This window comes from Micromonospora sp. NBRC 107095 (assembly GCF_030269705.1).
GTDB lineage: Bacteria > Actinomycetota > Actinomycetes > Mycobacteriales > Micromonosporaceae > Micromonospora > Micromonospora parva.
In genome coordinates, this window is the sequence record NZ_BSTU01000002.1 from 905,901 (window position 1) to 928,535 (window position 22,635).

The 22,635-nt window shown below is 73.2% G+C and carries 19 protein-coding genes; 15 read left to right on the forward strand and 4 right to left on the reverse strand.

The genetic code is table 11. The features are described 5' to 3' along the window. Nucleotides 1-15 precede the first annotated feature (15 nt). Nucleotides 16-2,346, forward strand: a complete 2,331-nt coding sequence (lon, locus tag QSK15_RS16610; protein ID WP_285795061.1) for an endopeptidase La — start codon at nucleotides 16-18, stop codon at nucleotides 2,344-2,346. 70 nt (nucleotides 2,347-2,416) lie between these two features. Here lon and QSK15_RS16615 read toward each other — a convergent pair whose 3' ends face one another. Further along, complete coding sequence (locus tag QSK15_RS16615; RefSeq protein WP_285795062.1) at nucleotides 2,417-4,150, reverse strand: DEAD/DEAH box helicase; 1,734 nt, start codon at nucleotides 4,148-4,150, stop codon at nucleotides 2,417-2,419. A gap of 105 nt (nucleotides 4,151-4,255) precedes the next feature. After that, nucleotides 4,256-5,170, reverse strand: coding sequence for a hypothetical protein (locus QSK15_RS16620; RefSeq protein WP_285795063.1), 915 nt, complete (start codon nucleotides 5,168-5,170; stop codon nucleotides 4,256-4,258). 132 nt (nucleotides 5,171-5,302) lie between these two features. Here QSK15_RS16620 and QSK15_RS16625 point away from each other — a divergent pair, with 132 nt between their 5' ends. The 10 genes from QSK15_RS16625 (at nucleotide 5,303) to QSK15_RS16670 (ending at nucleotide 15,795) form a co-directional block, all read left to right on the forward strand. Continuing rightward, nucleotides 5,303-6,457, forward strand: a complete 1,155-nt coding sequence (locus QSK15_RS16625) for a sensor histidine kinase (protein ID WP_285795064.1) — start codon at nucleotides 5,303-5,305, stop codon at nucleotides 6,455-6,457. Continuing rightward, nucleotides 6,454-7,059 carry a response regulator transcription factor gene (locus tag QSK15_RS16630; protein ID WP_285795150.1) on the forward strand — a complete coding sequence of 202 codons (606 nt, stop codon included), beginning with the start codon at nucleotides 6,454-6,456 and terminating at the stop codon, nucleotides 7,057-7,059. The genes QSK15_RS16625 and QSK15_RS16630 overlap by 4 nt, the downstream gene beginning before the upstream one ends. Nucleotides 7,060-7,155: 96 nt before the next feature. After that, nucleotides 7,156-8,355 (forward strand): low temperature requirement protein A, encoded by a 1,200-nt coding sequence (locus QSK15_RS16635; RefSeq protein WP_285795065.1) that lies wholly within the window; start codon nucleotides 7,156-7,158, stop codon nucleotides 8,353-8,355. A gap of 58 nt (nucleotides 8,356-8,413) precedes the next feature. Continuing rightward, entirely contained in the window at nucleotides 8,414-8,932 is a 519-nt protein-coding gene (locus QSK15_RS16640) for a 2'-5' RNA ligase family protein (protein WP_285795066.1), read from the forward strand. A gap of 67 nt (nucleotides 8,933-8,999) precedes the next feature. Further along, the gene (locus tag QSK15_RS16645) at nucleotides 9,000-9,743 is read left to right on the forward strand and encodes an ArsR/SmtB family transcription factor (protein WP_285795067.1); all 744 of its coding nucleotides are present in this window, start codon (nucleotides 9,000-9,002) and stop codon (nucleotides 9,741-9,743) included. A 180-nt stretch (nucleotides 9,744-9,923) separates the two neighbouring features. Beyond that, nucleotides 9,924-10,958 (forward strand): cytochrome P450, encoded by a 1,035-nt coding sequence (locus tag QSK15_RS16650; protein ID WP_285795068.1) that lies wholly within the window; start codon nucleotides 9,924-9,926, stop codon nucleotides 10,956-10,958. Beyond that, a complete protein-coding gene (locus QSK15_RS16655) occupies nucleotides 10,955-11,752 on the forward strand; it encodes an isocitrate lyase/PEP mutase family protein (protein WP_285795069.1) in 798 nt (265 codons plus the stop codon). The genes QSK15_RS16650 and QSK15_RS16655 overlap by 4 nt, the downstream gene beginning before the upstream one ends. Before the next feature lie 591 nt (nucleotides 11,753-12,343). Beyond that, a complete protein-coding gene (locus QSK15_RS16660; RefSeq protein ID WP_285795070.1) occupies nucleotides 12,344-13,312 on the forward strand; it encodes a DUF5715 family protein in 969 nt (322 codons plus the stop codon). Nucleotides 13,313-13,316: 4 nt separating this feature from the next. Then, complete coding sequence (locus QSK15_RS16665; protein WP_285795071.1) at nucleotides 13,317-14,906, forward strand: asparagine synthetase B family protein; 1,590 nt, start codon at nucleotides 13,317-13,319, stop codon at nucleotides 14,904-14,906. Between the two features lie 61 nt (nucleotides 14,907-14,967). After that, nucleotides 14,968-15,795, forward strand: a complete 828-nt coding sequence (locus tag QSK15_RS16670; protein ID WP_285795072.1) for a MerR family transcriptional regulator — start codon at nucleotides 14,968-14,970, stop codon at nucleotides 15,793-15,795. 39 nt (nucleotides 15,796-15,834) lie between these two features. Here QSK15_RS16670 and QSK15_RS16675 read toward each other — a convergent pair whose 3' ends face one another. Next, nucleotides 15,835-17,061 carry an ArsB/NhaD family transporter gene (locus QSK15_RS16675; RefSeq protein ID WP_285795073.1) on the reverse strand — a complete coding sequence of 409 codons (1,227 nt, stop codon included), beginning with the start codon at nucleotides 17,059-17,061 and terminating at the stop codon, nucleotides 15,835-15,837. 191 nt (nucleotides 17,062-17,252) lie between these two features. Here QSK15_RS16675 and QSK15_RS16680 point away from each other — a divergent pair, with 191 nt between their 5' ends. Continuing rightward, a complete protein-coding gene (locus tag QSK15_RS16680) occupies nucleotides 17,253-18,248 on the forward strand; it encodes a linear amide C-N hydrolase (protein WP_285795074.1) in 996 nt (331 codons plus the stop codon). A gap of 74 nt (nucleotides 18,249-18,322) precedes the next feature. Here QSK15_RS16680 and QSK15_RS16685 read toward each other — a convergent pair whose 3' ends face one another. Further along, a complete protein-coding gene (locus QSK15_RS16685) occupies nucleotides 18,323-19,768 on the reverse strand; it encodes an LVIVD repeat-containing protein (RefSeq protein ID WP_285795075.1) in 1,446 nt (481 codons plus the stop codon). 138 nt (nucleotides 19,769-19,906) lie between these two features. Between QSK15_RS16685 and QSK15_RS16690 the strand changes: the two genes are divergently transcribed. The 3 genes from QSK15_RS16690 to QSK15_RS16700 all read left to right on the forward strand — a co-directional run bounded on the left by QSK15_RS16690 (nucleotide 19,907) and on the right by QSK15_RS16700 (nucleotide 22,567). Next, nucleotides 19,907-20,614: a DUF305 domain-containing protein gene (locus tag QSK15_RS16690; RefSeq protein WP_285795076.1), complete on the forward strand. Its 708-nt coding sequence runs from the start codon at nucleotides 19,907-19,909 to the stop codon at nucleotides 20,612-20,614. A gap of 67 nt (nucleotides 20,615-20,681) precedes the next feature. After that, the gene (locus QSK15_RS16695) at nucleotides 20,682-21,905 is read left to right on the forward strand and encodes a sensor histidine kinase (RefSeq protein ID WP_285795077.1); all 1,224 of its coding nucleotides are present in this window, start codon (nucleotides 20,682-20,684) and stop codon (nucleotides 21,903-21,905) included. Further along, the gene (locus QSK15_RS16700; protein ID WP_210859290.1) at nucleotides 21,902-22,567 is read left to right on the forward strand and encodes a response regulator; all 666 of its coding nucleotides are present in this window, start codon (nucleotides 21,902-21,904) and stop codon (nucleotides 22,565-22,567) included. The genes QSK15_RS16695 and QSK15_RS16700 overlap by 4 nt, the downstream gene beginning before the upstream one ends. Nucleotides 22,568-22,635 lie beyond the last annotated feature (68 nt).

Sequence of the window (22,635 nt, forward strand, 5' to 3'; positions counted from 1 at the left end):
GATGGCAGGTGTTCGATGGCAACTCTTCCGGTACTTCCCCTGACCGACGCCGTGCTGCTGCCCGGGATGGTCATCCCGGTGACCCTCGACCCCACCACCCAGGCCGCGATCGACGCCGCCCGCGCGACCGGCGACCGCAAGCTGCTCGCCGTTCCCCGCATCGACGGCGAGTACGGCCCGGTCGGCGTGGTCGCCACCATCGAGAAGGTCGGCCGGCTCCCCGACGGTGAGCCCGCCGCCGTCGTCCGTGGCCTGTCCCGCGCGCGCATCGGCTCCGGCGTGCCCGGCCCCGGCGCCGCACTCTGGGTCGAGGCGACCGAACTCGACGAACCCGCTCCCGCCGGCCGCGCCCGGGAACTCGCCCGCGAGTACCGCGCCCTGGTCACCTCCGTGCTCCAACAGCGGGGCGCCTGGCAGGTCATCGACGCGGTGGAGCGGATGACCGACCTCTCCGAGCTGGCCGACTCGGCCGGCTACGCGCCCTGGCTGACGCTGGAGCAGAAGACCGAGCTGCTCGCCGCGCCGGACGTCACCGCCCGGCTGGAGCTGCTGGTCGGCTGGGTGAAGGACTACCTGGCCGAGCAGGAAATCACCGAGCAGATCAACAGCGACGTCCGCGAGGGGCTGGAGAAGTCCCAGCGCGAGTTCCTGCTGCGTCAGCAGCTCGCCGCGATCCGCAAGGAACTCGGCGAGGACGAGCCGGACGGCTCCGCCGACTACCGGTCCCGGGTCGAGTCCGCCGAGCTGCCGGAGAAGGTCCGCGAGGCGGCCATGCGCGAGGTCGGCAAGCTGGAGCGGGCCAGTGACGCCTCCCCGGAGGCGGGCTGGATCCGTACCTGGCTGGACACCGTGCTGGAGATGCCGTGGGGCACGCGTACCGAGGACAACACCGACCTGGCCGCGGCCCGGGCGGTGCTCGACGCCGACCACGCCGGCCTGTCCGATGTGAAGGACCGCATCCTGGAGTACCTGGCGGTGCGTAACCGGCGGGCCGAGCGCAACCTCGGCGTGGTCGGCGGACGCGGCTCCGGCGCGGTACTCGCCCTCGCCGGCCCTCCCGGGGTCGGCAAGACCAGCCTCGGCGAGTCCGTGGCGCGCGCCCTCGGGCGCAACTTCGTCCGGGTCTCGCTCGGCGGCGTCCGCGACGAGGCGGAGATCCGCGGGCACCGGCGCACCTACGTGGGGGCGCTGCCCGGTCGGATCGTCCGCGCGCTGCGCGAGGCCGGTTCGATGAACCCGGTCGTGCTCCTCGACGAGGTGGACAAGCTGGCCGCCGGCTACGCCGGTGACCCCGCCGCCGCCCTGCTGGAGGTGCTCGACCCGGCCCAGAACCACACCTTCCGGGACCACTACCTGGAGGTCGACCTGGACCTGTCCGACGTGCTCTTCCTGGCCACCGCCAACGTGGTGGACGCCATCCCCGGCCCGCTGCTGGACCGGATGGAGCTGGTCATGCTGGACGGGTACACCGAGGACGAGAAGGTCTCCATCGCCCGCGACCACCTGCTGCCCCGGCAGCGGGAGCGGGCCGGGTTGACCGCCGAGGAGGTGACAGTCGCCGACGAGGCTCTCGCGCTGATCGCGGGGGAGTACACCCGGGAGGCCGGCGTGCGGCAGCTCGAACGCGCCCTGGCCAAGATCCTGCGCAAGGTGACGGTGACGCTGGCGACCGACCCCACGCCGGTACGCGTCGACACCGACAACCTCACCGGCTACCTGGGGCGGCCGAAGTTCACCCCGGAGTCGGCCGAGCGCACCGCCGTACCGGGCGTGGCCACGGGCCTGGCCGTCACGGGCGCCGGTGGGGACGTGCTCTTCATCGAGGCGACCAGCATGGAGGGCGAGCCGGGGCTGACCCTGACCGGCCAGCTCGGTGACGTGATGAAGGAGTCGGCGCACATCGCGCTCTCCTACCTGCGCTCCAACGGGCGGCGGCTCGGTATCGACCCGAACGCCCTCGCGGGACGCCGGATCCACGTCCACTTCCCGGCGGGCGCGGTGCCCAAGGACGGTCCGAGCGCCGGCATCACCATGGTCACGGCCCTGGCGTCACTGGTCACCGGCCGCCCGGTCCGCCCCGAGTTCGGGATGACCGGTGAGGTGACGCTCTCCGGTCGGGTGCTGCCGATCGGTGGGGTGAAGCAGAAGCTGCTCGCCGCGCACCGGGCCGGTCTCACCGAAGTGATCATCCCGGCGCGTAACGAGCCGGACCTGGACGACCTGCCGGCCGAGGTGCGCGAGGCGCTGACCGTGCACACCCTGGCCGACGTGGCCGACGTGCTCGCTCTGGCGCTGCGCCCGGCCGACGTGAAGACGCTGGACGGTCCGGCGCTCTTCACGGTCTGACGCTCCGCACCGAAGGACCCCCGCCGTCTTCGAAGACGGCGGGGGTCCTTCTGGTACGCGTGCAGCAGTCTCAGCGCTCGTCGCCGCCACGGTCGCGGCGCACGGTGGCCTTGCGGCCCTTGATCGTGCTCTGCCGCAGCCCGGAGATGACCTCGTCGGCAACCCCCTGCGGCACCTCCACCAGCGAGAACCGGTCGGCGATCTCGATCGAGCCGATGTCCCGGCCACGGATGCCGGTCTCCCCGGTGATCGCGCCGACGAGATCCTGCGGGCGCACCCCGGCGCGCCGGCCCAGGCCGACGAAGACCTGGACGGTGTTGCCGCCGCCGGATCGTGGCCGACCTCCGCCCCGCCGGTCGCCGCCCCGGCCGCCGGACTCCGGACGACCCTCGCGCGGGCCGCGTACCGGAACCTGCGGGATCTCCTCCTCGTCGTCGGAGCCCGGCGACGTCACCTCGTGGGCCAGCTTCACCGCGGCGAGGGCGACCTCCATCAGGTCGAACTCGTCGGTCAGCGTCTCGACGATCACCCGGTACGGGTCGAGGTCGTCCTCCAGCAGGCTCTCGCGCAGGGCCGCCTGGGTCAGCTCCAACCGGCGGGTCCGCATGTCCGCCACGGTGGGGATCTTGTCGATGGTGATCCGCTGGCCGGTCACCCGCTCGATGGTCTTGAGCATCCGGTGCTCGCGCGGCTCGGCGAGGGTGATTGCCACGCCCTCGCGGCCGGCCCGACCCACCCGACCGATCCGGTGCACGTACGACTCCGGGGCCGACGGCACGTCGTAGTTGACGACGTGGGTCAGCTGCTCGACGTCCAGCCCTCGGGCCGCCACGTCGGTGGCCACCAGCAGGTCGGCGGTGCCTGCCCGCAACCGGCCCATGACCCGGTCGCGCTGCTCCTGGCTCATGCCACCGTGCAGCGCCTCCGAGCGGTAACCCCGGCCGTTCATCGTCTCGGTCAACCGGTCGACCTCTTCGCGGCTGCGGCAGAACACGATCGCCGCGGTCGGGGACTCCACGTCCAACACCCGGCCCAGCGCGGCCGGCTTGTGCGCCCGGGTCACGATGTACGCGCTCTGCCGCACCCGGGGCGCCTCACCCGCGACCGGCTGTTCCCGGCCGATTTCGATCCGGACCGGTTCGCGCAGGTGCTGGCGGGCCATCCCGTCGATGCGCGACGGCATGGTGGCCGAGAAGAGCACCGTCTGACGTTGCGCCGGGGCGTGCTCCAGGATCGCCTCGATGTCCTCGGCGAAGCCCATGTCGAGCATCTCGTCGGCCTCGTCGAGCACCACCGTGGCCAGCCCACCGAGGCGCAGGGTGCCCCGGGCGATGTGGTCGAGGGCCCGCCCCGGGGTGGCCACCACCACGTCGACGCCGCTGTCCAGAGCCCGCAGCTGCCGCCCGATCGGCTGCCCACCGTAGATCGGCAGCACCCGCGCGCCGAGGTCCTTGCCGTAGCGGTGGAACGCCTCGGAGACCTGCACCGCCAGCTCCCGGGTCGGCACCAGCACCAGTGCCACCGGGTCACCCTCGCGGCGGTGGGCGGTCATGAGGTTCAGCAGCGGCAGCGCGAACGCCGCCGTCTTGCCGGTGCCGGTGGCCGCCTGACCCAGCAGGTCCCGACCCTTCAGCAGCGGTGGGATAGCCTCCCGCTGGATGGGGGTCGGCTCCTCGTACCCGAGGGCGGCGAGCGCGCCCAGCAGTTCGGTGCGCAGCCCGAGCTCGGTGAAGGCGCTCACCTCGTCGGTGCCGTCAGGGGTGGCGTCAGTCGGTGCGTCGTGCTGTGCAGGTGCGGAACTCATGTGCCAAGCCTTTCATCACGCCGTCCGGGCCGTTGCGGCGACTGCCACAAGAACCGTCCCCGGGTCCGTGCTGTGCCTGTTCCCGGGTCCCGGCGGCGGCCTCGGTCAGCCGTCCGTGGTCAGGATGGCCAGCACCATCACTGCCGCGAGGGCCACGTCGAGCACCATGCAGAACTCGGTGTAGCCGCGCGGCACCACCCGGCCGCCGCGGTGGTGCGCCAGGTCCCAACCGGCGTGCGCCAACCAGCCGAGCGCCACCAGCCAGGCGGCGGTCCGCCCGCCGGCCACGACCGCGGCCAGTGTCACCGCGACCCAGCCGGCCAGACCGGCGAGTTGGGTGGCGAGCACTCCCGGCCCGCCCAGCGTGCCACGGACCGCCCCGATCAGCAGGTAGCCGCCGGGCAGCACCAGCATCGTCCACGGGCTGAGCACGCTCGGGTCGACCCACATGTCAACGGTCATCAGCAGCGCCAACCCGGTCGGCCAGCGGTGGGCGAGCGCCACCACGGCCGGGTGTCGGCGTACCGGCGCCGACGTCTCGTGTCGGTGCCGGAGCGCCACCAGCACCATCGCGGGGATCATCAGCAGGTGACCGCCGAGGACCATGGCGTCGGCACCGATCAGGCCGGCCCGAAACGGCACGAGCAGCAGCAGGAACGGGACGTACATCGCGGCTGCCATCTCACCGACAGCCAGCCAGCGGTGCGCCCGGTAGCGCATCACCACCGTCATCCCGACTGTCATGTTCGTGGCCATCACCAGCGCGGCGGCCTCCGGCCGGGCCAACGTGCCGCCGACGCCCAGAGCGGTGCCGGCCAGTTCCCACAACGGTCCGAGCAGCAGCATCCCGGCGACCATCGCCAGCGCCATCTCGCCGAGGTGCCACAGCAGTCGCCGCCGGCTGCGGGCCGCTGCCGCGCTGGTCGGCGCCGGGCCCGGGGGCGCCGGGTCGTCGGTGGGCAGCGGCGCTGGCGACGGTACGGCGGTGACGCTGTCCGCGTACATCCTGGTGTTTTCCATGCCTCGACAGTGCCGGTGACATCGGGGCGGGCGGCAGACCCGTTCGTCACGGGAAAACCGTGCGGATTCCACGGTTCCACAGTGATGATTCGCCGGGGTGGAGCAGGCGCGCGGCGGTCCTAGGATCGGTGCGTGTCGAGCGTGGCGGTGACTCCCCGGGCGGACCGCCGGCTGCGCCGCGCCCGGCAGGCGACGCTGGTGTCGCTGGCCACCGGCGTCTGGGGGAGCGTCCTGCTACCGGCGGTCGGCCTGACCCGCGAGCCCGACCCGGGCCGGGTGGCGTTCGGCGCGGTCGGCATCCTCGCCTTCGTCGTCGCCCAGACCGTCGTGCTGTACGCGGCGGTGACGCCGTGGCTCGACAGGCGCTGGCGGCGTCGGGCCGAGCTGAGCCTGGTCGGGGTGGCGGTACTGACCGTTCCGGTGGTGGGTCCGGTGGCGGCCGGCAACTGGCCGACCTGGGCCTGGCTCGGTGCGGCGCTGATCGGCATGACGCCGCTGCTGGTGCGGTGGCGGGCGGCCCTGGCGGTGACGGCCGGTGTGCTGGCGGTGACGGTCGCGGTGGCCTGGTGGACGGGTGGTTCCGTCCCGCGCCACCTTGGCGTGACCGGTGGGATCGGCGTGGCCGTCGCCGCCGTCAACGGCTTCCAGGTCTGGTTCTGGGACCTGCTCGTGGAGGCCCGGCAGGGCCAGGCCGCGCAGGCGCGGCTGGCCGCCGCCGAGGAGCGGTTGCGCTTCGCCCGCGACGTGCACGACGTGCTGGGCCACCGGCTCACCGTGATCGCGTTGAAGGCCGAACTCGCGGCCCGGCTCGCCCCGGTCGACCCGGAACGGGCCGGGCGGGAGGCCGCCGAGGTGCAACGGTTGGCCGCCTCCGCGCTGAGCGAGGTGCGCGAGACAGTGCACGGCTACCGGGCCGTCGACCTCGACGAACAGCTCACCGCGGTGGTGGGGGTGCTGCGCTCCTGCGGGGTGCGGTGCACGGTGGTGCCGCCACCGACGGACCTGCCGCAACCGGCCGCGGTCGAGTTGGCGGCGGTGCTGCGCGAGGCGAGCACCAACGTGCTGCGGCACAGTCGGGCCGACTGGTGCCGGATCCGCATCGACTGGGAGGATGACGTGGCCAGGATGACGGTGGCCAACGACGGCGCCGACGACAGCGGCCCGGACGCACACAGCCACGGCCTGCGAGGGCTGGCCGACCGACTCGCCGCCGCCGGCGGAGAGTTGCGGGTACGTCGGGAGGACGCGATCTTCACCCTCGAAGCCACAGTCCCGGCATGGTCGTGATCCGCGTCCTGCTCGCCGACGACGAGGAGCTGATCCGGGTCGCCGTCGCCGCGCTGCTCGACCTGGAACCGGACGTCGAGGTGGTGGCACACGCCGCCGACGGTCCGGCAGCCGTCAGCGCGGCGCTGGCGCACCGCCCGGACGTGGCAGTGGTGGACCTGGAGATGCCGGGCCTGGACGGCATCGCGGTGGCCGCCGAGCTGACCCGGGTCCGGCCTGACTGCGCGGTGGTCGTGCTGACCGGGCACGGCCGGCCCGGGCACCTGCGCCAGGCGTTGACCGCTGGCGCCCGAGGGTTCCTGCCCAAGGGCGCGCCGGGTTGGGCGCTCGCCGACGTGATCCGCCGGGTGCACGCCGGAGGTCGCTACGTCGACCCGTCGTTGGCAGCCGATGCGCTGACCCTGCCCCCGTGCCCGCTGACCCCACGGGAACTGGAGACCCTGCGGTTGGCCGAGGTCGGCGCCCCGGTCGCGGTGATCGCCCGCCGGGTGCACCTGTCCACCGGCACCGTGCGCAATCACCTCTCCGCCGCCGTGCAGAAGCTCGGCGCCGCCGACCGGGCCGAAGCGGTCCGTACCGCCCGGGACAACGGCTGGCTCTGAGCATCGCCAGCAGCGGCACCGTCGCATGATCCGCTCGGCGGCACGCGATAGCGACGCTCTGGTCATCGTCTCCCCACCGACTGTCAAGATGGACAAATGCCCAGAAAAGTCGCGGCGGGTCCGGTCGACCCGGTGCGCTCCAGCGCCGTCGAGCTCTTCTTCGACCTCGTCTTCATCTTCACCCTCGGCCGGCTGTCGGCGACCCTGGTCGACGAGCCCAGCCTGCTCGCCGACGCGCAGGCCGTGATCTTCCTGCTCGCCTTCTGGTGGATCTGGTACAACACCAACCTCGCCACCGACAGTCTCGACTGCGAACGACCCACGGTGCAGATTCTGATCATCTGCGTGATGCTCGGCAGTCTGCTGATGTCCATCAACGTTCCGGACGCCTTCGGTGACCAGGCCGTCGTCTTCGTGAGCGCGTACCTCGGGATCCACCTCGGCCGTACCCTGGTCATGGCCCTCTACCTGCGCGGCACCCCGGCCTGGCGTCGGCCGGTCCGGGGAATCGTCTGGTATCTGCTGTCCGGGACGGTCTGGTTCGCCGGGGCCGCGGCCAGCGGCGACGACACCCGGGTCCTGTTGTGGGCCTGCGCGCTGGCGATCGACTACTCGGGGCCGGTCCTGGGGTGGCCGGTTCCGGGGCTCGGCCGGGCGCGGGCCACCGAGTGGCACCTCTCGGGCGAACACCTCAACGAGCGGTACCGGCAGTTCATCATCCTGGCCCTCGGCGAGACGATCCTGGCCACCGGCAACTTCTACCGGCTGTCCTCGCGGGATCTGGCCGACACCACCGCGTTCCTGCTCACCTTCTGGACGGTGGTCTTCCTCTGGTGGACCTACTTCTACCGCACCACGAGCAGCCTCGCCGTGAAGATCGACACCGCCGCCGACCCGTACCGGCTCAACCTGCGGGCGAGCTACACCCATCTGGTGATGGTGGCGGGCATCCTGCTCACCGGCATCGGCGGCGAGTTGATGCTCAAGGAGCCCGGCGGGCAGCGCTCGGCCGGCAACGTCGTGGCGATCCTGATCGGGCCCCTGACCTTCCTCGTCGGGCGGATGATCTTCGAGATCTGGGTGTTCGGCCGCCTGACGCGGCACTGCCTGGCGGCCGTGGTGGCGTGCCTGATCCTGAGCCCCGTGGCGGCGCGACTCCCACCGCTGGCGGTCGGCCTGCTGGGCGCGGCCACCATCACCGTCGTCGCCTTCTTCGACCTGACCCACCGGGCCCGGATCGCGGGTGAGGTCAACCCGGTGCCGAGCGGGGACCGTTCCCGTCGCCACCCGGTCTGACGGCGCGACTCGGTCTCGATCCGCGGGTGGCGTGCACCCGTCCGGCTAGCGTGGGCGCGTGCGTACCGTGGAACTGGTCTGTTCACCCGGTCTGGAGGTAGCGGTCCGGGCGGTCTGGGGCCGACTGGCGGCCGCCGGGCTGCCCAGCCTGGACCGTAACGTCCACCCCACCAACCGACCGCACCTCACCCTCGCGGCCGTCGACGAGTTCCCGCCGGGGGTCGAGCACCGCCTGGCCGAGCTGTTCGACGCCGCGCTGCCGGTGCCGGTGACCCTCGACCGGGTGGTCGTGCTCGACGGCAGCGCCCCACTGGTCTGGCTGGTCCAACCCAACCCGGCCCTGACCGTGCTGCACGCCGCCGTCTGGGATGTTCTCGCCGAGGCTGACGGCCAGCGTCCGTGGCACGCTCCCGGCGCCTGGGTGCCGCACCTGAGCCTGGCCCTGCGGTTCCGCAACGCGGACCTGCGGCTGGCCCGCGCCGTCGCCGGTGGACAGCGCCCGACGGGCGACTTCGACGCCGCCCGCAGCTACGACGGCACGGACCGGTCGGTGACAGCGCTGACCCGGCTCCGCTGACCTCAACGCCTCGTCGAATCGGCGTACGCCCGGTGCCCGGTAGTCTCCTCCGGGGGAGGATGAGGCGATGAGCGTTGGCACCGACGGCCGGGGGATGGCCGAGCTGGCCGCCCTGCTGGCCGACGGCACCCGCGCCGGGATCTGCCTGGCACTGCTCGACGGACGGGCGTGGACCGCCGGTGAGCTGGCCCGCCGCGCCGGCGTCGCCCCGTCGACGGCCAGCGACCACCTCACCCGACTGGTCCGCGGTGGGCTGCTCGTCGAGGAACGACAGGGTCGGCACCGCTACCTGCGACTGGCCGGGCCGGCGGTGGCCCAGCTGATCGAGGATCTGGCCGGCCACGCCCCAGCCACCCCCACACCGACCGGGTCGCTGCGCGCGGCGACCGCCACCGCCTCCCTGGCGTACGCCCGGACGTGTTACGACCACCTCGCCGGGCGGCTGGGCGTGCTGATGTACGACGCGCTGCTCAGCGCGGGCCGCCTCGACCGGTCCAGCGGGTTGGCGCTGACACCCGACGGCTGGGCCTGGGCGACCGGGTTGGGCGTACCCGTGGACGTGCTGCGCGCCGCGCGCCGCCCGGTGGTCCGCGACTGCCTGGACTGGACCGAACGCCGCCCGCACCTGGCCGGCGCGCTCGGCGCGGCACTCTGCCGCCGCTTCACCGACCTGGGTTGGATCAGCCGGGGCACCGGGCGCGCCGTCCGGCTCACGCCCACCGGCCGCCCTGGCCTGGCCGCGGCCCTGGCTGTCCCCGACCACACCCTCGACCCGCCGGTCGCCCCGCCGCCCACGAGCGGCCGCGCCTGACGGTTGCGCGTGCGCGTGCCCGACGGTCGTGCCTGTCTGACGGTCGTGCGTGCCTGACGGTCGTGCCTGTCTGACGGTCGTGCGTGCCTGACGGGCGTGCGTGCCGGACGGGCGTGCCGTGGCTGAGCGCGGCGGGATCGTTCGGTGCGGGGCGAACGGTTCGCGCCCTACGGTCGGGCGGTGACTGACACCTGGCCCGTCATCGCGCCCGCCCCGGGAACCCCGGCGTGTGGGCCACCCTCGTTCGCACCGGAGCGCGGCTGGTGGGTGACCCGGCACGCCGACGTGCGGGCCGCGCTCACCGACCCGGCGTTGCGGGTGCCGCCCGTCGACACCGGTCCGTTCGGCACCCTCGCCTGGCTGCGCGCCACGGTCAGCCGGTTCAGTGCGCCGCGACAGCACGCCGACCGTCGGGCGGTCGCGGTGGCGGCGTTGGCCCCGCTGGACCCGGACGAGCTGCGACACGATGCGGCCCGGCTGACCGTGGCCGTTCTCGACCGGGCCGGCGACCGGGTCGACGTGATCCGGGAACTGGCCCGGCCGGTGCCGCTGCGGGCGTTGGCCGCTCGGCTCGGTTTCGCGGATCCGGCAGCCGCCGGGACGGCGGTCGCGGTCGTCGCGGCGGCGTACCACCCGGGGGTGGACCCGGCGTCGACCGCGCCGGCCGACCGGGCGGTGGCGGCGCTGCTGGCGCTCGCGCCAGCGGGACCCCCGGTGGTACGGGCGAACCTGATCGGCCTGCTGGTCCAGGCGTGCGACGCGACCGCCGGCCTGATCGGCGCCGCCGCCCATCACCTGTTGCCCCCGGCCGTCCCGGAAACGCCGGCCACGTCACTGACCGCCGACCTGCTGGCCGAGGTGCTGCGCCTCGACCCGCCGGTGCGCGCCACCCGGCGGGTCACCGTCGACGCGGTGCGGCTGGGCGGGCAGGACCTACCGGCTGGCAGTCCGGTGCTGCTGCGGTTCGACGCGGCCAACCGTGACCCGCGGGCGTTCACCGACCCCGCGAGGTTCCAGCCCCGTCGGTCCGGTGCCGGGCTGTTGACCTTCGGGGCGGGGGAGCGGGGTTGCCCCGGCGACCGGCACGCCCTGGCGCTGGCCAGCGGGGTGCTCGACGTGCTGCGGGAACGCTGCCGGCGTGGCCCGACCCCGGTGCGTCACGAGCCGCACCCGACAGTGCGGGTGCCGACAGACCTGGAGGTGACCGTCCGATGATCGACAGTCGTGCCGCGTTCCACGCCCTGCACCGCGCCGGCCGCCCGTTTCTGTTGCCCAACGCGTGGGATCACGCCTCGGCGGCGGCACTCGCCGCGCGAGGCCACCCGGCCATCGGCACCACCAGCCTCGGGGTCGCCGCGACCACCGGCCAGCCCGACGGCGTGGCCGCCACCGCGACTCAGACGCTCGCCCTCGCCCGCCGCCTGGCCGGGTTGCCGGTGCTGCTCAGCGTGGACGTGGAGGCCGGGTTCAGTGACGACCCGGCGGAGGTCGCCGCGTACGTGGCGGACCTGGCCGGGCTCGGCGTGGTCGGGATCAACCTGGAGGACGGCCGCCCGGACGGCACGCTGGCCGACCCCGAGTGCGTCGCCGACAAGATCGCGGCGGTGAAGGCGGCGGTGCCGGACCTGTTCGTCAACGCGCGCACCGACACGTGGTGGCTTGCGGTGGCCGATCCGCTGCCGCAGGCCCTCGCCCGAGCCCGCGCCTACCGGGCGGCCGGCGCGGACGGGATCTTCGTGCCGGGCACCGTCGACGACGCGACGCTGCGGGTGCTCACCGAGCGGGTCGACGCTCCCGTGAACGCGCTGTACCAGCCCGGCGGGCCGGGGCTGACCGAGCTGGGCAGGGCCGGGGTGGCCCGCGTCAGCACCGGCTCGCTGCTGTTCCGGGCGGCACTCGGCGCCGCGCTCGGCGCCGCCGACGCCGTCCGCCTCGACAGGCCCACCACCTCGTCGGGCCTGCCGTCGTACGCCGAGGTGCAAGCCCTGGTGTCGCCCGCCGCCGACTGACGGCGCCCGCCGACTGACGGCGCCGGCCGGCGGCCCGACGGTGTCCGCCAACTGCCGGCGACTGACTGCGCCCGCCGCCGGCTGCCCCCGGGCCCGACGGTGTCGGCCGGATGCCCCCGGACCCCCGCGCGGGCAGCGGCCCGGTCAACCGGCGCGGCTGCGTGCGGGCGCCTTTGGAGCTGAATCGTTGACGACATCACAGGCCAGATGCCCCCGCCCAACCACGCTCAGCCCGCCCTGCTGCTTGCTGCCCCCGCCGCCCTGTTGATCAAGAGGTTTGCGTCACCGGAGCGGCTCCGGATGACGCAAACCTCTTGATCACGTCAGGTGGCGGTCAGGGGCGGGGTGTGGGGGAGTGGGGCATGCCCCCGGGGCGGTTGGGGGGCGGTTGGGGATGGGGCGTCGTGATTCGTTGACGACATCAGCTCCAAAGGGGTCACCACCATGGGTTTGCCCCCGGTGACGCGGTGGGTGGTGTGTGGTCCGTTCGAGGGCAAATAGGAGGAATGTTCGGTCGGTTCCGGTGCTGATGATTACGGTGTGTTTCAGGGCGAACCACCCAGTGCCGTGACCGGAGAAAGGGACCCCGTCATGCGAGTGCCCAGCCGTAGTCCGGGACAGCAGCCCGGTTCGCCTCCGTCGCCCACCGCTCCGGCCCGCCGCCGACCGTCCGGCGCGACCCCCCGCCGCGTTCCCGCCCCCGTCCCGGACCTGCCCGCGTACCGGGCCGCCGTCGCCGAGCTGCTGGTCGAGGTCGGCGCCCTGGCCGACGCGGCGAGCACCCGGGCCCGGCAGGTGCTCATCGACGAGCGGCTGCGGGAGCCGGCGCTCGCCGCGGTCCTCGACGCCACCCCGCAGGGGCTGATCGGCGCGCGCGAGACCCTGCTGCTGGAGATGGCCCGCTACCAGCCGAACGACCGCACCTCGGCCGGTGACCTCAGCGCCCTGGTCCGGATCTACCTGCTGTCCCGCATCGACGTGCTGTGGTGGCAGGACGCGCCGACCTTCGTCACCGACGACCAGGTCAACGGCAGCGCCGAACTGGTCGACCTGGAGTGGCTGCGCCGTCGCGACCTGCTGCGCTTCCGCTACCAGGAACAGCCCGCCACGATGCTGGGCCGGGCCGCCCGCGGGCTGCGGCGTCGACTGCTGCCCGACGCCACCCCGCACACGGCGGGGCTGCTGTTCCGCCGCGCCCGGCGCGAGGTGGTGGCGCTGCTCAACGACATCGGACGGGAGTTCGCCGCCGTCGCGCCGCCGGCCACCCCGCCGCTCTGGGTGACCAGCCTGGTCCGCAGCGCCGAGCACCAGTACCGGTTGCGCCGCCTGGGCTACGCGGCGATGCTGCCCAGCGGGCACTGCCTCGGCTACTCGGTCGACGTCGAGCTCGCCTGGTTCGAGCGTTTCGGCGCGCGGGACACCCTGGCGCAGCTGCTGCTGAGCCGGCAGGAGGCCGGCGAGCTGAACGTGATCGACGAGGGGCAGGCCTGGCACCTGTGTCTCGCGCCCACCGCCCGGCGTCGGCTACGCCGGGCGTACGAGGCCGAGATGGGGGTCTGAGCCGATGTGCGGCATCGCGTTGAGCATCGGCCCCGAGGCCGACCCGGCGACGTTCCGGCGGATGCTCGCCGCCCTGGCCCCACGCGGTGAGGTCACCGAGACCCGGTCGGAGAACGGACTGCTCGCCGGCACCCGTCGACTGCGGGTCGTCGACCGGGACCGGGCGGTGCAACCGTGGACCTCGACCGACGAACGATGGCTGCTCTGCTTCAACGGCGAGATCTTCAACTATCGGGAGTTGCGGGCGCAGCTGACCCGCCTGGGGCAGGTGTTCCGCACCGAGAGCGACACCGAGGTGCTGCTCGCCGCGTTCCAGCAGTGGGGCGAGGCAGCGGTGACCCGGCTGCGCGGCGAGTACGCCTTCGCGGTCGTCGAACGGGCCACCGGTCGGGCGTACCTCGCCCGCGACCCGCTCGGCGTCAAGCCGCTGTACTGGTCCCGTCGGCCCGGCTGCCTGCACCTCGCCTCCGAGGTGAAGGCGCTCGTCGGGCACGGCGCCCCGATCGCCGAGGTGCCGCCCGGGCACCACGGCTGGGCCGAGGCGGACGGGCACGTGCGCCTGAGCCCGTACGTCGACCTGCTCACCATCGGCGACGGCCTGCCGGTCATCGACGACCCGGACGAGGCCGCGCTGCTGGTCCGCGCCGCGCTGAGCGACGCGATCCGGATGCGGGTGGAGACCGACCTGACCGTCGGGGTGGTGCTCTCCGGTGGCCTGGACAGCTCGTTGACCCTGCGGCAGGTGCGGGACATCCACCCGGACTGTGTCGCGGTGACCGTCGGCGTGGCGGACAGCCCCGACGTGGCGTACGCCCGACGGCTCGCCGCCGACCTCGACGTGCCGCACGTGGTGGTCGAGCTGCGCCCGCGCGACATCCGGCTCGCCGACGTCCGGGAGGCCATCCGGATCTCCGAACTGACCGAGTACGGCGACATCATCAACGCGGTCGTCTCGGTGCCGATCTTCCGGCGGCTGCGCGACCTGGGCATCAAGGTGGTGCTGACCGGTGACGGCTCCGACGAGCTGTTCGGCGGGTACCCGATGTACCACCAGGTCGCCCCGGCGGCGGCCCGCAGGCTGTTCCTGCACCGCATCCGCAACCTGTGCCGCACCGAATTGCAGCGGGTCGACCGGGCCGCCATGGGACACGGTGTGGAGGCACGGGTGCCGTTCCTCGACCTCAGCGTGGTGGAGCTGGCGATGCGGTTGCCGGTGGATCTGAAGCTGCGCCACGGGCAGGAGAAGTGGATCGTCCGGCGGGCGTTCGGCGACGTGCTGCCCGACTACATCCTCCGCCGTCCGAAGAACCCGATGTCGTACTCGTCGGGGTTGCACGAGCGGGTCCGGTTGTACAAGCCGCTCTTCGCCCGGCTGCACCGCTCGTTCGGCTACGACCTGCAGGAGCCGGTCCGGCGGGACTTCGACACCGTGCTGAGCCGCTGCGGCAACGACCTGGACCGGGCCATCGCCGACGGGCTCAACCGACCCGACTACACGGTCCTGGAGCACGCCCGCGACCTGGTCGGCGCGGCCAAGTGGAACGCCGCACCGATGGTCCGCCGACTGGTCGGCCCGCGCCCGGCCCGCCCCTGACGGTCGCCCCGTACGCCACGCTTGACTCTGACACGGTGTCAGGGACGAGTGTGAGGGGGCCATGTTCACCATCGGAGACTTCGCCAGACTCGGCCGGGTGTCGGTGCGGATGCTGCGCCACTACGACAGCATCGGCCTGCTGCGCCCCGCCAGCGTCGACCCACACACCGGCTACCGCTTCTACCGTGCCGACCAGCTGCGTCGGCTCAACCGGGTGATCGCCCTCAAGGAGCTGGGCCTCACCCTGGAACAGGTGCGCGCGATCGTCGACGACGCCGTCGACGTGGCCGAGCTGCGCGGCATGCTGCGCCTGCGCCGGAGCCAGCTGGCGGAGCAGTTGGCCGCCGACACGGCCCGGTTGGCGGCCGTGGAGGCGAGGCTCCGAATGATCGAGTCGGAGGGGCGGATGACCACCCAGGACGTCGTACTCAAGGAGATCGCACCGGTCCGCGTCGCGGAGCTGACCGCCGTCGCGGCCAGCTACCAGGGCGAGGACATCGGACCGGTGATCCAACCGCTCTACCCCGAGCTGTTCCGGCGGTTGTCGGCGGCCGGCGTCAACCCGAGCGGGCCCGCCGTCGCCTGGTACGAGCCCGCCGACGCGGGCGGCGACGCCGTCGTCGTCCACGCCGGCGTGCTCGTCGACGCCGAGCCGGCCGCGGCTCCCGACGTCACGGTGCGCGACCTGCCGGCGCTGCGCAGCGCGGCGACCATCATCCACCACGGTGCGATGGACGACGTCGAGCCGAGCATGCAGGCGCTCGCCCGGTGGATCGAGGAGAACGGCTACCGCACCGACGGTTTCGCCCGGGAGGTCTACCTGGACTACTGCGCGGACACCCCGGAGAAGGGCGTCACCGAGCTTCAGCTCGCCGTGTACCGCGACTGAGCCGGCCGCCGCGCACGGATCGTTCCGCCGACCGGGCGCTCAGCTCACCAGCAGCAGCGCGCCGACCGCGCCGAGCGTGCCGGTGACCGCGAGCAGCGTGCTGGTCAGCACGAACCGGGTCACCGGCACCGCGACCCGGGCCGCCCGGCACCGCTCGAACCACAGCAGGGTCGCCAGCGACGCCCAGGGTGCGGCCAGCGGGCCGACGTTGGTGCCGATCAGCAGGGCCAGCAACCGGGTCGCGTCGCCGCCCGGCAGTACCGCCTCGCCGGCCAGGTAGGCCGGCAGGTTGTTCACCCCGTTGGCGAGCAGCGCTCCGGTGCCGCCGGCACGCAGCGCGCCGAGCGCACCACCGTCGGCCCCGAGCAGGGTGCCCACCAGGTCGTCCAGCCCGTGCCGTCCGAGGGTCTGCACCACCAGGAACAGGCCGGTGACGAAGAGCAGGAGGCGGACCGGCACCAGCCCTGGGCGCAGCGTGGCGGGGGAGCGGACGACGAACCCGACCAGCACCAGCGTCAGCGCGACGGTGGAGGCGAGACCGATCTCCACGCCGACGAGGATCCCGCCGATGAAGAGCAGACAACCGGCGAGGGCGGTGCGGTGCAGCACCGGGTCCGCCGGCACGTGCGCGGCCGGCGGGACGAAGCGCCCGCCGGTCGGTTGGTCCCGCCGCCACCAGGTCAACCAGAGCAGCGCCATGGTGACCGCCACCGCCACCAGCTGCGGCAGCGCCATGCGGGTCGCGTAGGTCAGGGGCGCCAGCCCGACCCGGTCGGCGGCCAGCAGGTTGGTCAGGTTGGACACCGGCAACAGCAGACTGGCGGTGTTCGCCAGCCAGACCGTGGTGACCGCGAGCGGGGCCGCGGGCACGCGCAGGGTGCGCGCCAGCGCGAGCAGGACCGGGGTGAGCAGCACGGCGGTGGTGTCGAGGTTGAGTACCAGGGTGGTCAGCGTCGCCAGGCCGCCGCAGAGCAGGAACAGCGCCGCCCACCTCCCCCGGGAGGCGATGGCCAGTCGGCTGGCCAGCACGTCGAACACACCGGCCACGGCGGTCAGTTCGGCGAGCACGATGACGGTGCCGAGGAAGAGCAGCAGCGGCAGGATCCGGTGCAGCGTGGCGGTGGTCTCCGCGCGGGGCAGCAGCCCGCTCAGCGCGCAGGCCGCGCCGACCACGGCGAGGACGACCGCCACCAGGTCCAGCGGGTGGGGTCGCCAGCGGGCGGTCGGCTCGGGTGTGGCGGGCGGTGCGACGGCGGCAAGCTTCACGTCTGACCACGTTGACACGATGGCGGGTCTGCCGCCCGCGCTGGCGCCGTCAGGGTGACCAGTCCCACCAGCGCGGGCCCGACGAGCGGGGCCGCGCGGTCGACCAGTCGCGGCGCTGCGGTGCGGGGATCCCGACAGACCGGCCCGGGGTGGGAGACAACCGACGATCGGCCCCACCGCGTCCGATAGGTATGCGGAGGATCCTTCCGGCCGCCCTGGTGGCCCTGCTGCTTGCCCTGACGTCGTGCGCCGCGGCCGGTCCGGACGGTGCGCCCGACTCCCCGCCCGCCGGCCTGCCGACGGCGTCGCGGCAGAGCCCGGCCCAGGCCGAGCGGACCATGGCCAGCCTGCGCCGGGTCGACGACCTGCCGCTGTACGAGATGACCTACGTCGGGGCGTACGACCCGACGGTCGGCACCGACGCGACCCCGTCCAGCCCGTTCGGCTGCTCGTTGTTCGTCGCCGCCGGTGACCCGGGCCGGACGTTGTTCGCCCGCAACTTCGACTGGGAGGCCAACCCGGCGCTGGTGCTGCGGACGGATCCGCCGGACGGCCACGCGTCGATCTCGCTTGTCGACATTTCCTACCTCGGCGTCGGTGCCGATCCGACCGGTGACCGCCGGCTGCTCGACGCGCCGCTGCTGCCCTTCGACGGGATGAACGAGCGGGGCCTCGCCGTGGGGTTGGCGGCGGACGACGGGGCGACCGTCCGGCCGGACCCGGGCAAGCCCACCGTCGGCTCGGTACGGATCCTGCGGCTGGTGCTGGACCGGGCAGCGACCGTGGATGAGGCGGTGGCCGTGTTCACCCGGTACAACCTGAACATCGACGGTGGGCCGGCGCTGCACTACCTGCTGGCGGACGCGACCGGCGCGTCGGCGGTGATCGAGTTCGTCGACGGTGAGCTGCGGGTGGAGCGGGGCACGGGCGGCTGGCAGGCGCTGACGAACGTGCCGGTCGTGGGTGTGCCCGAGCAGCGGCGGCGGGCGGATCGCCGGTACGGGCTGATCGCGACGGCGCTGACCGACTCCGGTGGCGTGCTGGACGCCGGTGCGGCGCACCGGGTGCTCGCCGGCGTCCGGCAGGGGCACACCCGTTGGTCGGTGACGTACGGCCTGCGTACCGGCGAGGTTCGGCTGGTCACCGCGGGCGGCGGCGAGCGGCGTTACCAGCTGCCGATGAGCTGACCGGTGGACCCGCCCGAACAGGGCCGGGCCCGGCCCCCGGAGATCGGGGACCGGGCCCGGCTGGGGCTCGGTGCCTACCAGCCCAGGTAGCTGGGCTGGGTCTGCACGTTGAGCTCCTGGTAGCGGGTCAGCTTGGCCGTCCAGGTGCGCCAGTCGTTCAGCTCCAGGACGTCCAGGCCCTTCACCATGTCGTTGGAGTAGATGTGGCCGTTGTAGTAGTACGCGGACCAGGTGCCACCGCCGACGGGCCGGTCCGCCGAGAGCGGGCCGCGCTCCCAGAAGGCGATCTCCTTCGGGTTGGCCGAGTCGGTGAAGTCCCAGACCGAGATGCCGCCCTGGTACCACGCCTGGACCATGATGTCCTTACCGAGCACCGGGATCAGCGAGCCGTTGTGCGCCACGCAGTTCTCGGTGTCGGCGTTCGCCCGGGGGATCTTGTAGTAGCTGCGGAAGGTCATCTTCCGGGCGTTGCCGCGGCCGGAGATGTCGTAGATGGCGTCCGCGCCCCGGTTCGGGCCGACGGTCTCGTTGCAGGTCGCCGCGCCGCCGCCACCCAGCTCGTCGGTGAAGATCACCTTGGTGCCGGCGTTGTTGAAGGTGGCCGAGTGCCAGAACGCGAAGTTGACCTCGTCCCGCACCCGGTTGATGACCCGGGGTGCTTCCCGGTTCTTGATGTCGAGCAGGATGCCGTCACCCATGCACGCGCCGGCGGCCAGGTCCTTGGCCGGGTAGACGGTGATGTCGTGGCAGCCGGTGGTCGCCGATCCGGTGTCACTGCCCGGGAAACCGCCGTCCGGGAAGAGGTTCGGGGCCGCGATCACCGCGGCGTCGGTCGGCTTCTTCACCGGCACCTTGATGATGGAGATCGAGTCGTGCGGCGGCTGGCAGTCCGGGAACTCGGCCCGCGGGCTGTACGACGAGACGTACAGGTAGACCGTCTTGTTGTTCTTGCCCGGCACCAGGGTGTGGGTGTGTGAACCGCAGGCGGTCTCGACCGACTTGATGTAGCGCGGGTTGGCCTTGTCCTTGATGTCGAAGACCTTGATGCCCTCCCAGGACTCCTTCACGTCCGCGCCCTGCGTGGTGCTGTTGCAGGAGTCGTCGCTGCGGGACGAGTCGGTGGAGAGGAACAACAGGTCACCGTGGACGGAGATGTCGTTCTGCGACCCCGGGCAGAGCACCCGGGACACGACCGTCGGCGCGCTCGGTCGCGAGATGTCGTAGATGACGAAGCCGTTGTAGTTGCCGGCGAACGCGTACTTGCCCTGGAAGGCGATGTCGCTGTTGGTCGCGTCCAGTGGGGCGACCTTGGGCACGTTGGCGATCTGGCGCAGGTTGGGGCTGCTCACGATCTCGTCGACGCCGGGGATCGTGTTGGTGAGCGCGGGGGCCGGGGCCGCCTGCGGCACCGTCTGGGCGTTGCTCGCCGGGGCGACGAGGGCGCTGGCGACGAGGAGGCCGGTCGTGGCGAGCGCCACGATGCGCAGTTGTCGTAACCGTGGCTTGTGGAGTCTGATCATCGGCGGGGCCCTTCGCAAGGGGGAGACGATGGCTGACACGTTACCGCCCGACGAAGAACGTCGATGTGAGCTGGATCACATGAAAGTGGGTTCTTCAATGGATAGCATCGCGGTGACCTCGACTGCAGGGAGTGGCCCATGACCAATCGGCGCGCACGCACCCTGGCGATCGTCACACTCGCTGTCGCGTTGCCGCTGGTGGCGTTCATGATGATCCGCCTCGACGGCGACACCGCCACGCGGACCGCGCAGCCGGTCTCCGCGCCTGCCCCCGCAACCGCGTCGCCGACGGTCAGCCCGGTCCCCACCGACCTGACCGTCATCGCGCCCGGTCGCCCGGGCGAGACGGCGGCCACCCGCCCGGCGCACGAGGTCCGCGACGTCGGCCCCGCCCCGCACAACTCGCTGGACGTCTGGTTCGTCCGGATGATGATTCCGCACCACGCGCAGGCCCTGGCGATGGCGGAACTCGCCCCCGACCGGGCCGCCGACCCCGACGTGCGGGCCATCGCCGAGCGCATCCGGGCCAGCCAGGGCCCGGAGATGGGCATGATGCGCGGCTGGTTGCAGACCCGCGACCTCCCCGCCGAGGTCGAGGGGCACGACCACGGCACCATGCGCGGCATGCAGTCGCCCGAGGCGATGGCGCGGCTCGCCGCGACCCGTGGCCCGGACTTCGACAAGCTCTTCGTCCAGATGATGACCGAGCATCACCAGGGTGCCATCGAGATGGCCACCAACCTGCTCACCGTCGGCTCCGACCTGACGCTCAACGAGTTCGCCAACTCCGTCGCCACCGAGCAGAGCGTCGAGATCGACCGCATGCGCGAGATCCTCGGCTCCTGAACCATCCTCGGCTCCTGAGCTCGGGCGCGCGCGGCACGAGGGCCGCCCGTCCCGGCACGTACGCTGGGTGACCGTGAGACGCACAGTGCTCGGCCGCCCACTGCGCGGCGTCGCCTTCGACGTGGCCGTCGCCGCCCTGGTGGTGCTCGTCTCGCTGGCCGCGGCGGTGAACCAGCCGGGCGGTTGGGCGGCCACGGCGGTCGGCGTGGGCATGGCGGTGGCACTGCTGTTCCGCCGTACGCACCCGGGCGTGGTGACGGTGGCCGTGGCGGTGCTCGCCCTCATCCAGGTGGTCGCCCGGTGGGGTCCGCTCATCTACGACGTGGCCGTCCTGATCGCGCTCTACAGCGTGGTGAAGTACGGGCGGCGGCTCCGCGACGGCGTGCTGGCCGGCGCGGTCGCGGCCGTCGGTGTGCTGCTGGCCGCCGCACAGACCCCCAACGTCATCCAGTGGTGGGTGACCGCGCTGTGGTACGCGCTGGTCACCGGCGCGGTGTGGTTGGTGGCGCTGAACGTGCGGACCCGCCGGCTCTACGTGCTCAGCCTGGAGGAGCGGGCCGCGACCCTGGAACGCGAACGGGAGGCCGAGTCCCGGGCGGCGGTCGCCGAGGAGCGCACCCGGATCGCCCGTGAGCTGCACGACGTGGTGGCGCACAGCATGGCCGTGATGATCGTCCAGGCGGACGGTGCCCGGTTCATGCTCGACCGTGACCCCGCCCAGGCGCGTACCGCGGTGAAGGTGGTGGCGGACACCGGCCGGCAGGCGCTGGAGGAGATGCGCCGGCTGGTCGGCGTTCTGCGCGACGCCGGCCCGACCGGCGGGGACGACGACGCCGCGGGGCTGGCGGTGGCGGCCGACCCCGAGCACCGGCGTCTCGCCCTGGCCGAACTGCCCGACCTGCTGGCCCGGTTCGCCGACGCCGGCCTGCACGTCCGCAGCACCGCCAGCGGTACGCCACCGACCCTGCCGCCGGGCCTGGAGCTGACCGTCTACCGGGTGGTGCAGGAGGCGCTGACCAACGCGCTCAAGCACGCCGGGGTCGGCGCCAGCGTCGAGGTCCTCCTGTCGTACACCGTCGAGGCCGTCGTGGTCCGGGTGGTCGACGACGGTCGCGGCCGCCCGCTGGTCAGCCCGGCGCCGCCCGGCGGTCACGGCCTGCTCGGCATGCGGGAGCGGGTGACGGTGTACGACGGCAGCCTCACCGCCGGCCCCCGACCGACCGGGGGCTGGCAGGTCGAGGTCCGGCTGCCGCTACCGTCGGAGCCGGCAACGGAGGTGATCGCGGCATGACGGTCCGGGTAGTGATCGTGGACGACCAGGCGCTGGTCCGCGCCGGGTTCCGGATGGTGCTGGACTCCCAGCCCGACCTTGAGGTCGTCGGTGAGGCGATCGACGGCGCTGACGCCCTGCGGGTACTGGCCCGCACCGAGGCCGACGTCGTCGTGATGGACATCCGGATGCCCACCATGGACGGGGTGGAGGCGACCCGGCGACTCTGCGCCGAGCGGCCCGCGGACGGGCCCCGGGTGCTGGTGCTGACCACCTTCGACACCGAGGCGGACGCGTTCGCCGCCCTGCAGGCCGGGGCGAGCGGATTCCTGCTCAAGAACGTCCCGCCGGAGGAGCTGCTGGCGGCCATCCGGGTGGTGGCCCAGGGCGACTCGGTGGTGGCTCCGTCGATCACCCGGCGTCTGCTGGACCGGTTCGCCGGGCAGCTCGGTGCCGCCCCGAGCGGCGACCCTCGGCTCGCCCAGCTCACCGAGCGGGAACGGGAGGTGCTGCTGCTGGTCGCCCAGGGGCTGTCCAACGCGGAGATCGCCGCCCGGGTGCACGTTGCCGAGGCGACGGTGAAGACCCACGTCGGGCGGATCCTGGCCAAGCTCCAGCTGCGCGACCGGGTCCAGGCGGTGGTCCTGGCGTACGAGAGCGGGCTGGTCACGCCCGGCGGATGACACCGCGTACGACCTGGGTCGTAGCGGACGGCGGGCGCACCGCGACCCGGGGCGCAGGCAGGTCGAGC

What these genes read in the sequence shown, in the direction of transcription:
- lon (WP_285795061.1), top strand. Translation starts at nt 16, where the DNA reads ATGGCAACTCTTCCGGTACTTCCCCTGACCGACGCCGTGCTGCTGCCC.
- QSK15_RS16615 (WP_285795062.1), bottom strand. Translation starts at nt 4,150, where the DNA reads ATGAGTTCCGCACCTGCACAGCACGACGCACCGACTGACGCCACCCCT.
- QSK15_RS16620 (WP_285795063.1), bottom strand. Translation starts at nt 5,170, where the DNA reads ATGGAAAACACCAGGATGTACGCGGACAGCGTCACCGCCGTACCGTCG.
- QSK15_RS16635 (WP_285795065.1), top strand. Translation starts at nt 7,156, where the DNA reads ATGCCCAGAAAAGTCGCGGCGGGTCCGGTCGACCCGGTGCGCTCCAGC.
- QSK15_RS16645 (WP_285795067.1), top strand. Translation starts at nt 9,000, where the DNA reads ATGAGCGTTGGCACCGACGGCCGGGGGATGGCCGAGCTGGCCGCCCTG.
- QSK15_RS16655 (WP_285795069.1), top strand. Translation starts at nt 10,955, where the DNA reads ATGATCGACAGTCGTGCCGCGTTCCACGCCCTGCACCGCGCCGGCCGC.
- QSK15_RS16660 (WP_285795070.1), top strand. Translation starts at nt 12,344, where the DNA reads ATGCGAGTGCCCAGCCGTAGTCCGGGACAGCAGCCCGGTTCGCCTCCG.
- QSK15_RS16665 (WP_285795071.1), top strand. Translation starts at nt 13,317, where the DNA reads ATGTGCGGCATCGCGTTGAGCATCGGCCCCGAGGCCGACCCGGCGACG.
- QSK15_RS16670 (WP_285795072.1), top strand. Translation starts at nt 14,968, where the DNA reads ATGTTCACCATCGGAGACTTCGCCAGACTCGGCCGGGTGTCGGTGCGG.
- QSK15_RS16680 (WP_285795074.1), top strand. Translation starts at nt 17,253, where the DNA reads ATGCGGAGGATCCTTCCGGCCGCCCTGGTGGCCCTGCTGCTTGCCCTG.
- QSK15_RS16685 (WP_285795075.1), bottom strand. Translation starts at nt 19,768, where the DNA reads ATGATCAGACTCCACAAGCCACGGTTACGACAACTGCGCATCGTGGCG.
- QSK15_RS16690 (WP_285795076.1), top strand. Translation starts at nt 19,907, where the DNA reads ATGACCAATCGGCGCGCACGCACCCTGGCGATCGTCACACTCGCTGTC.
- QSK15_RS16700 (WP_210859290.1), top strand. Translation starts at nt 21,902, where the DNA reads ATGACGGTCCGGGTAGTGATCGTGGACGACCAGGCGCTGGTCCGCGCC.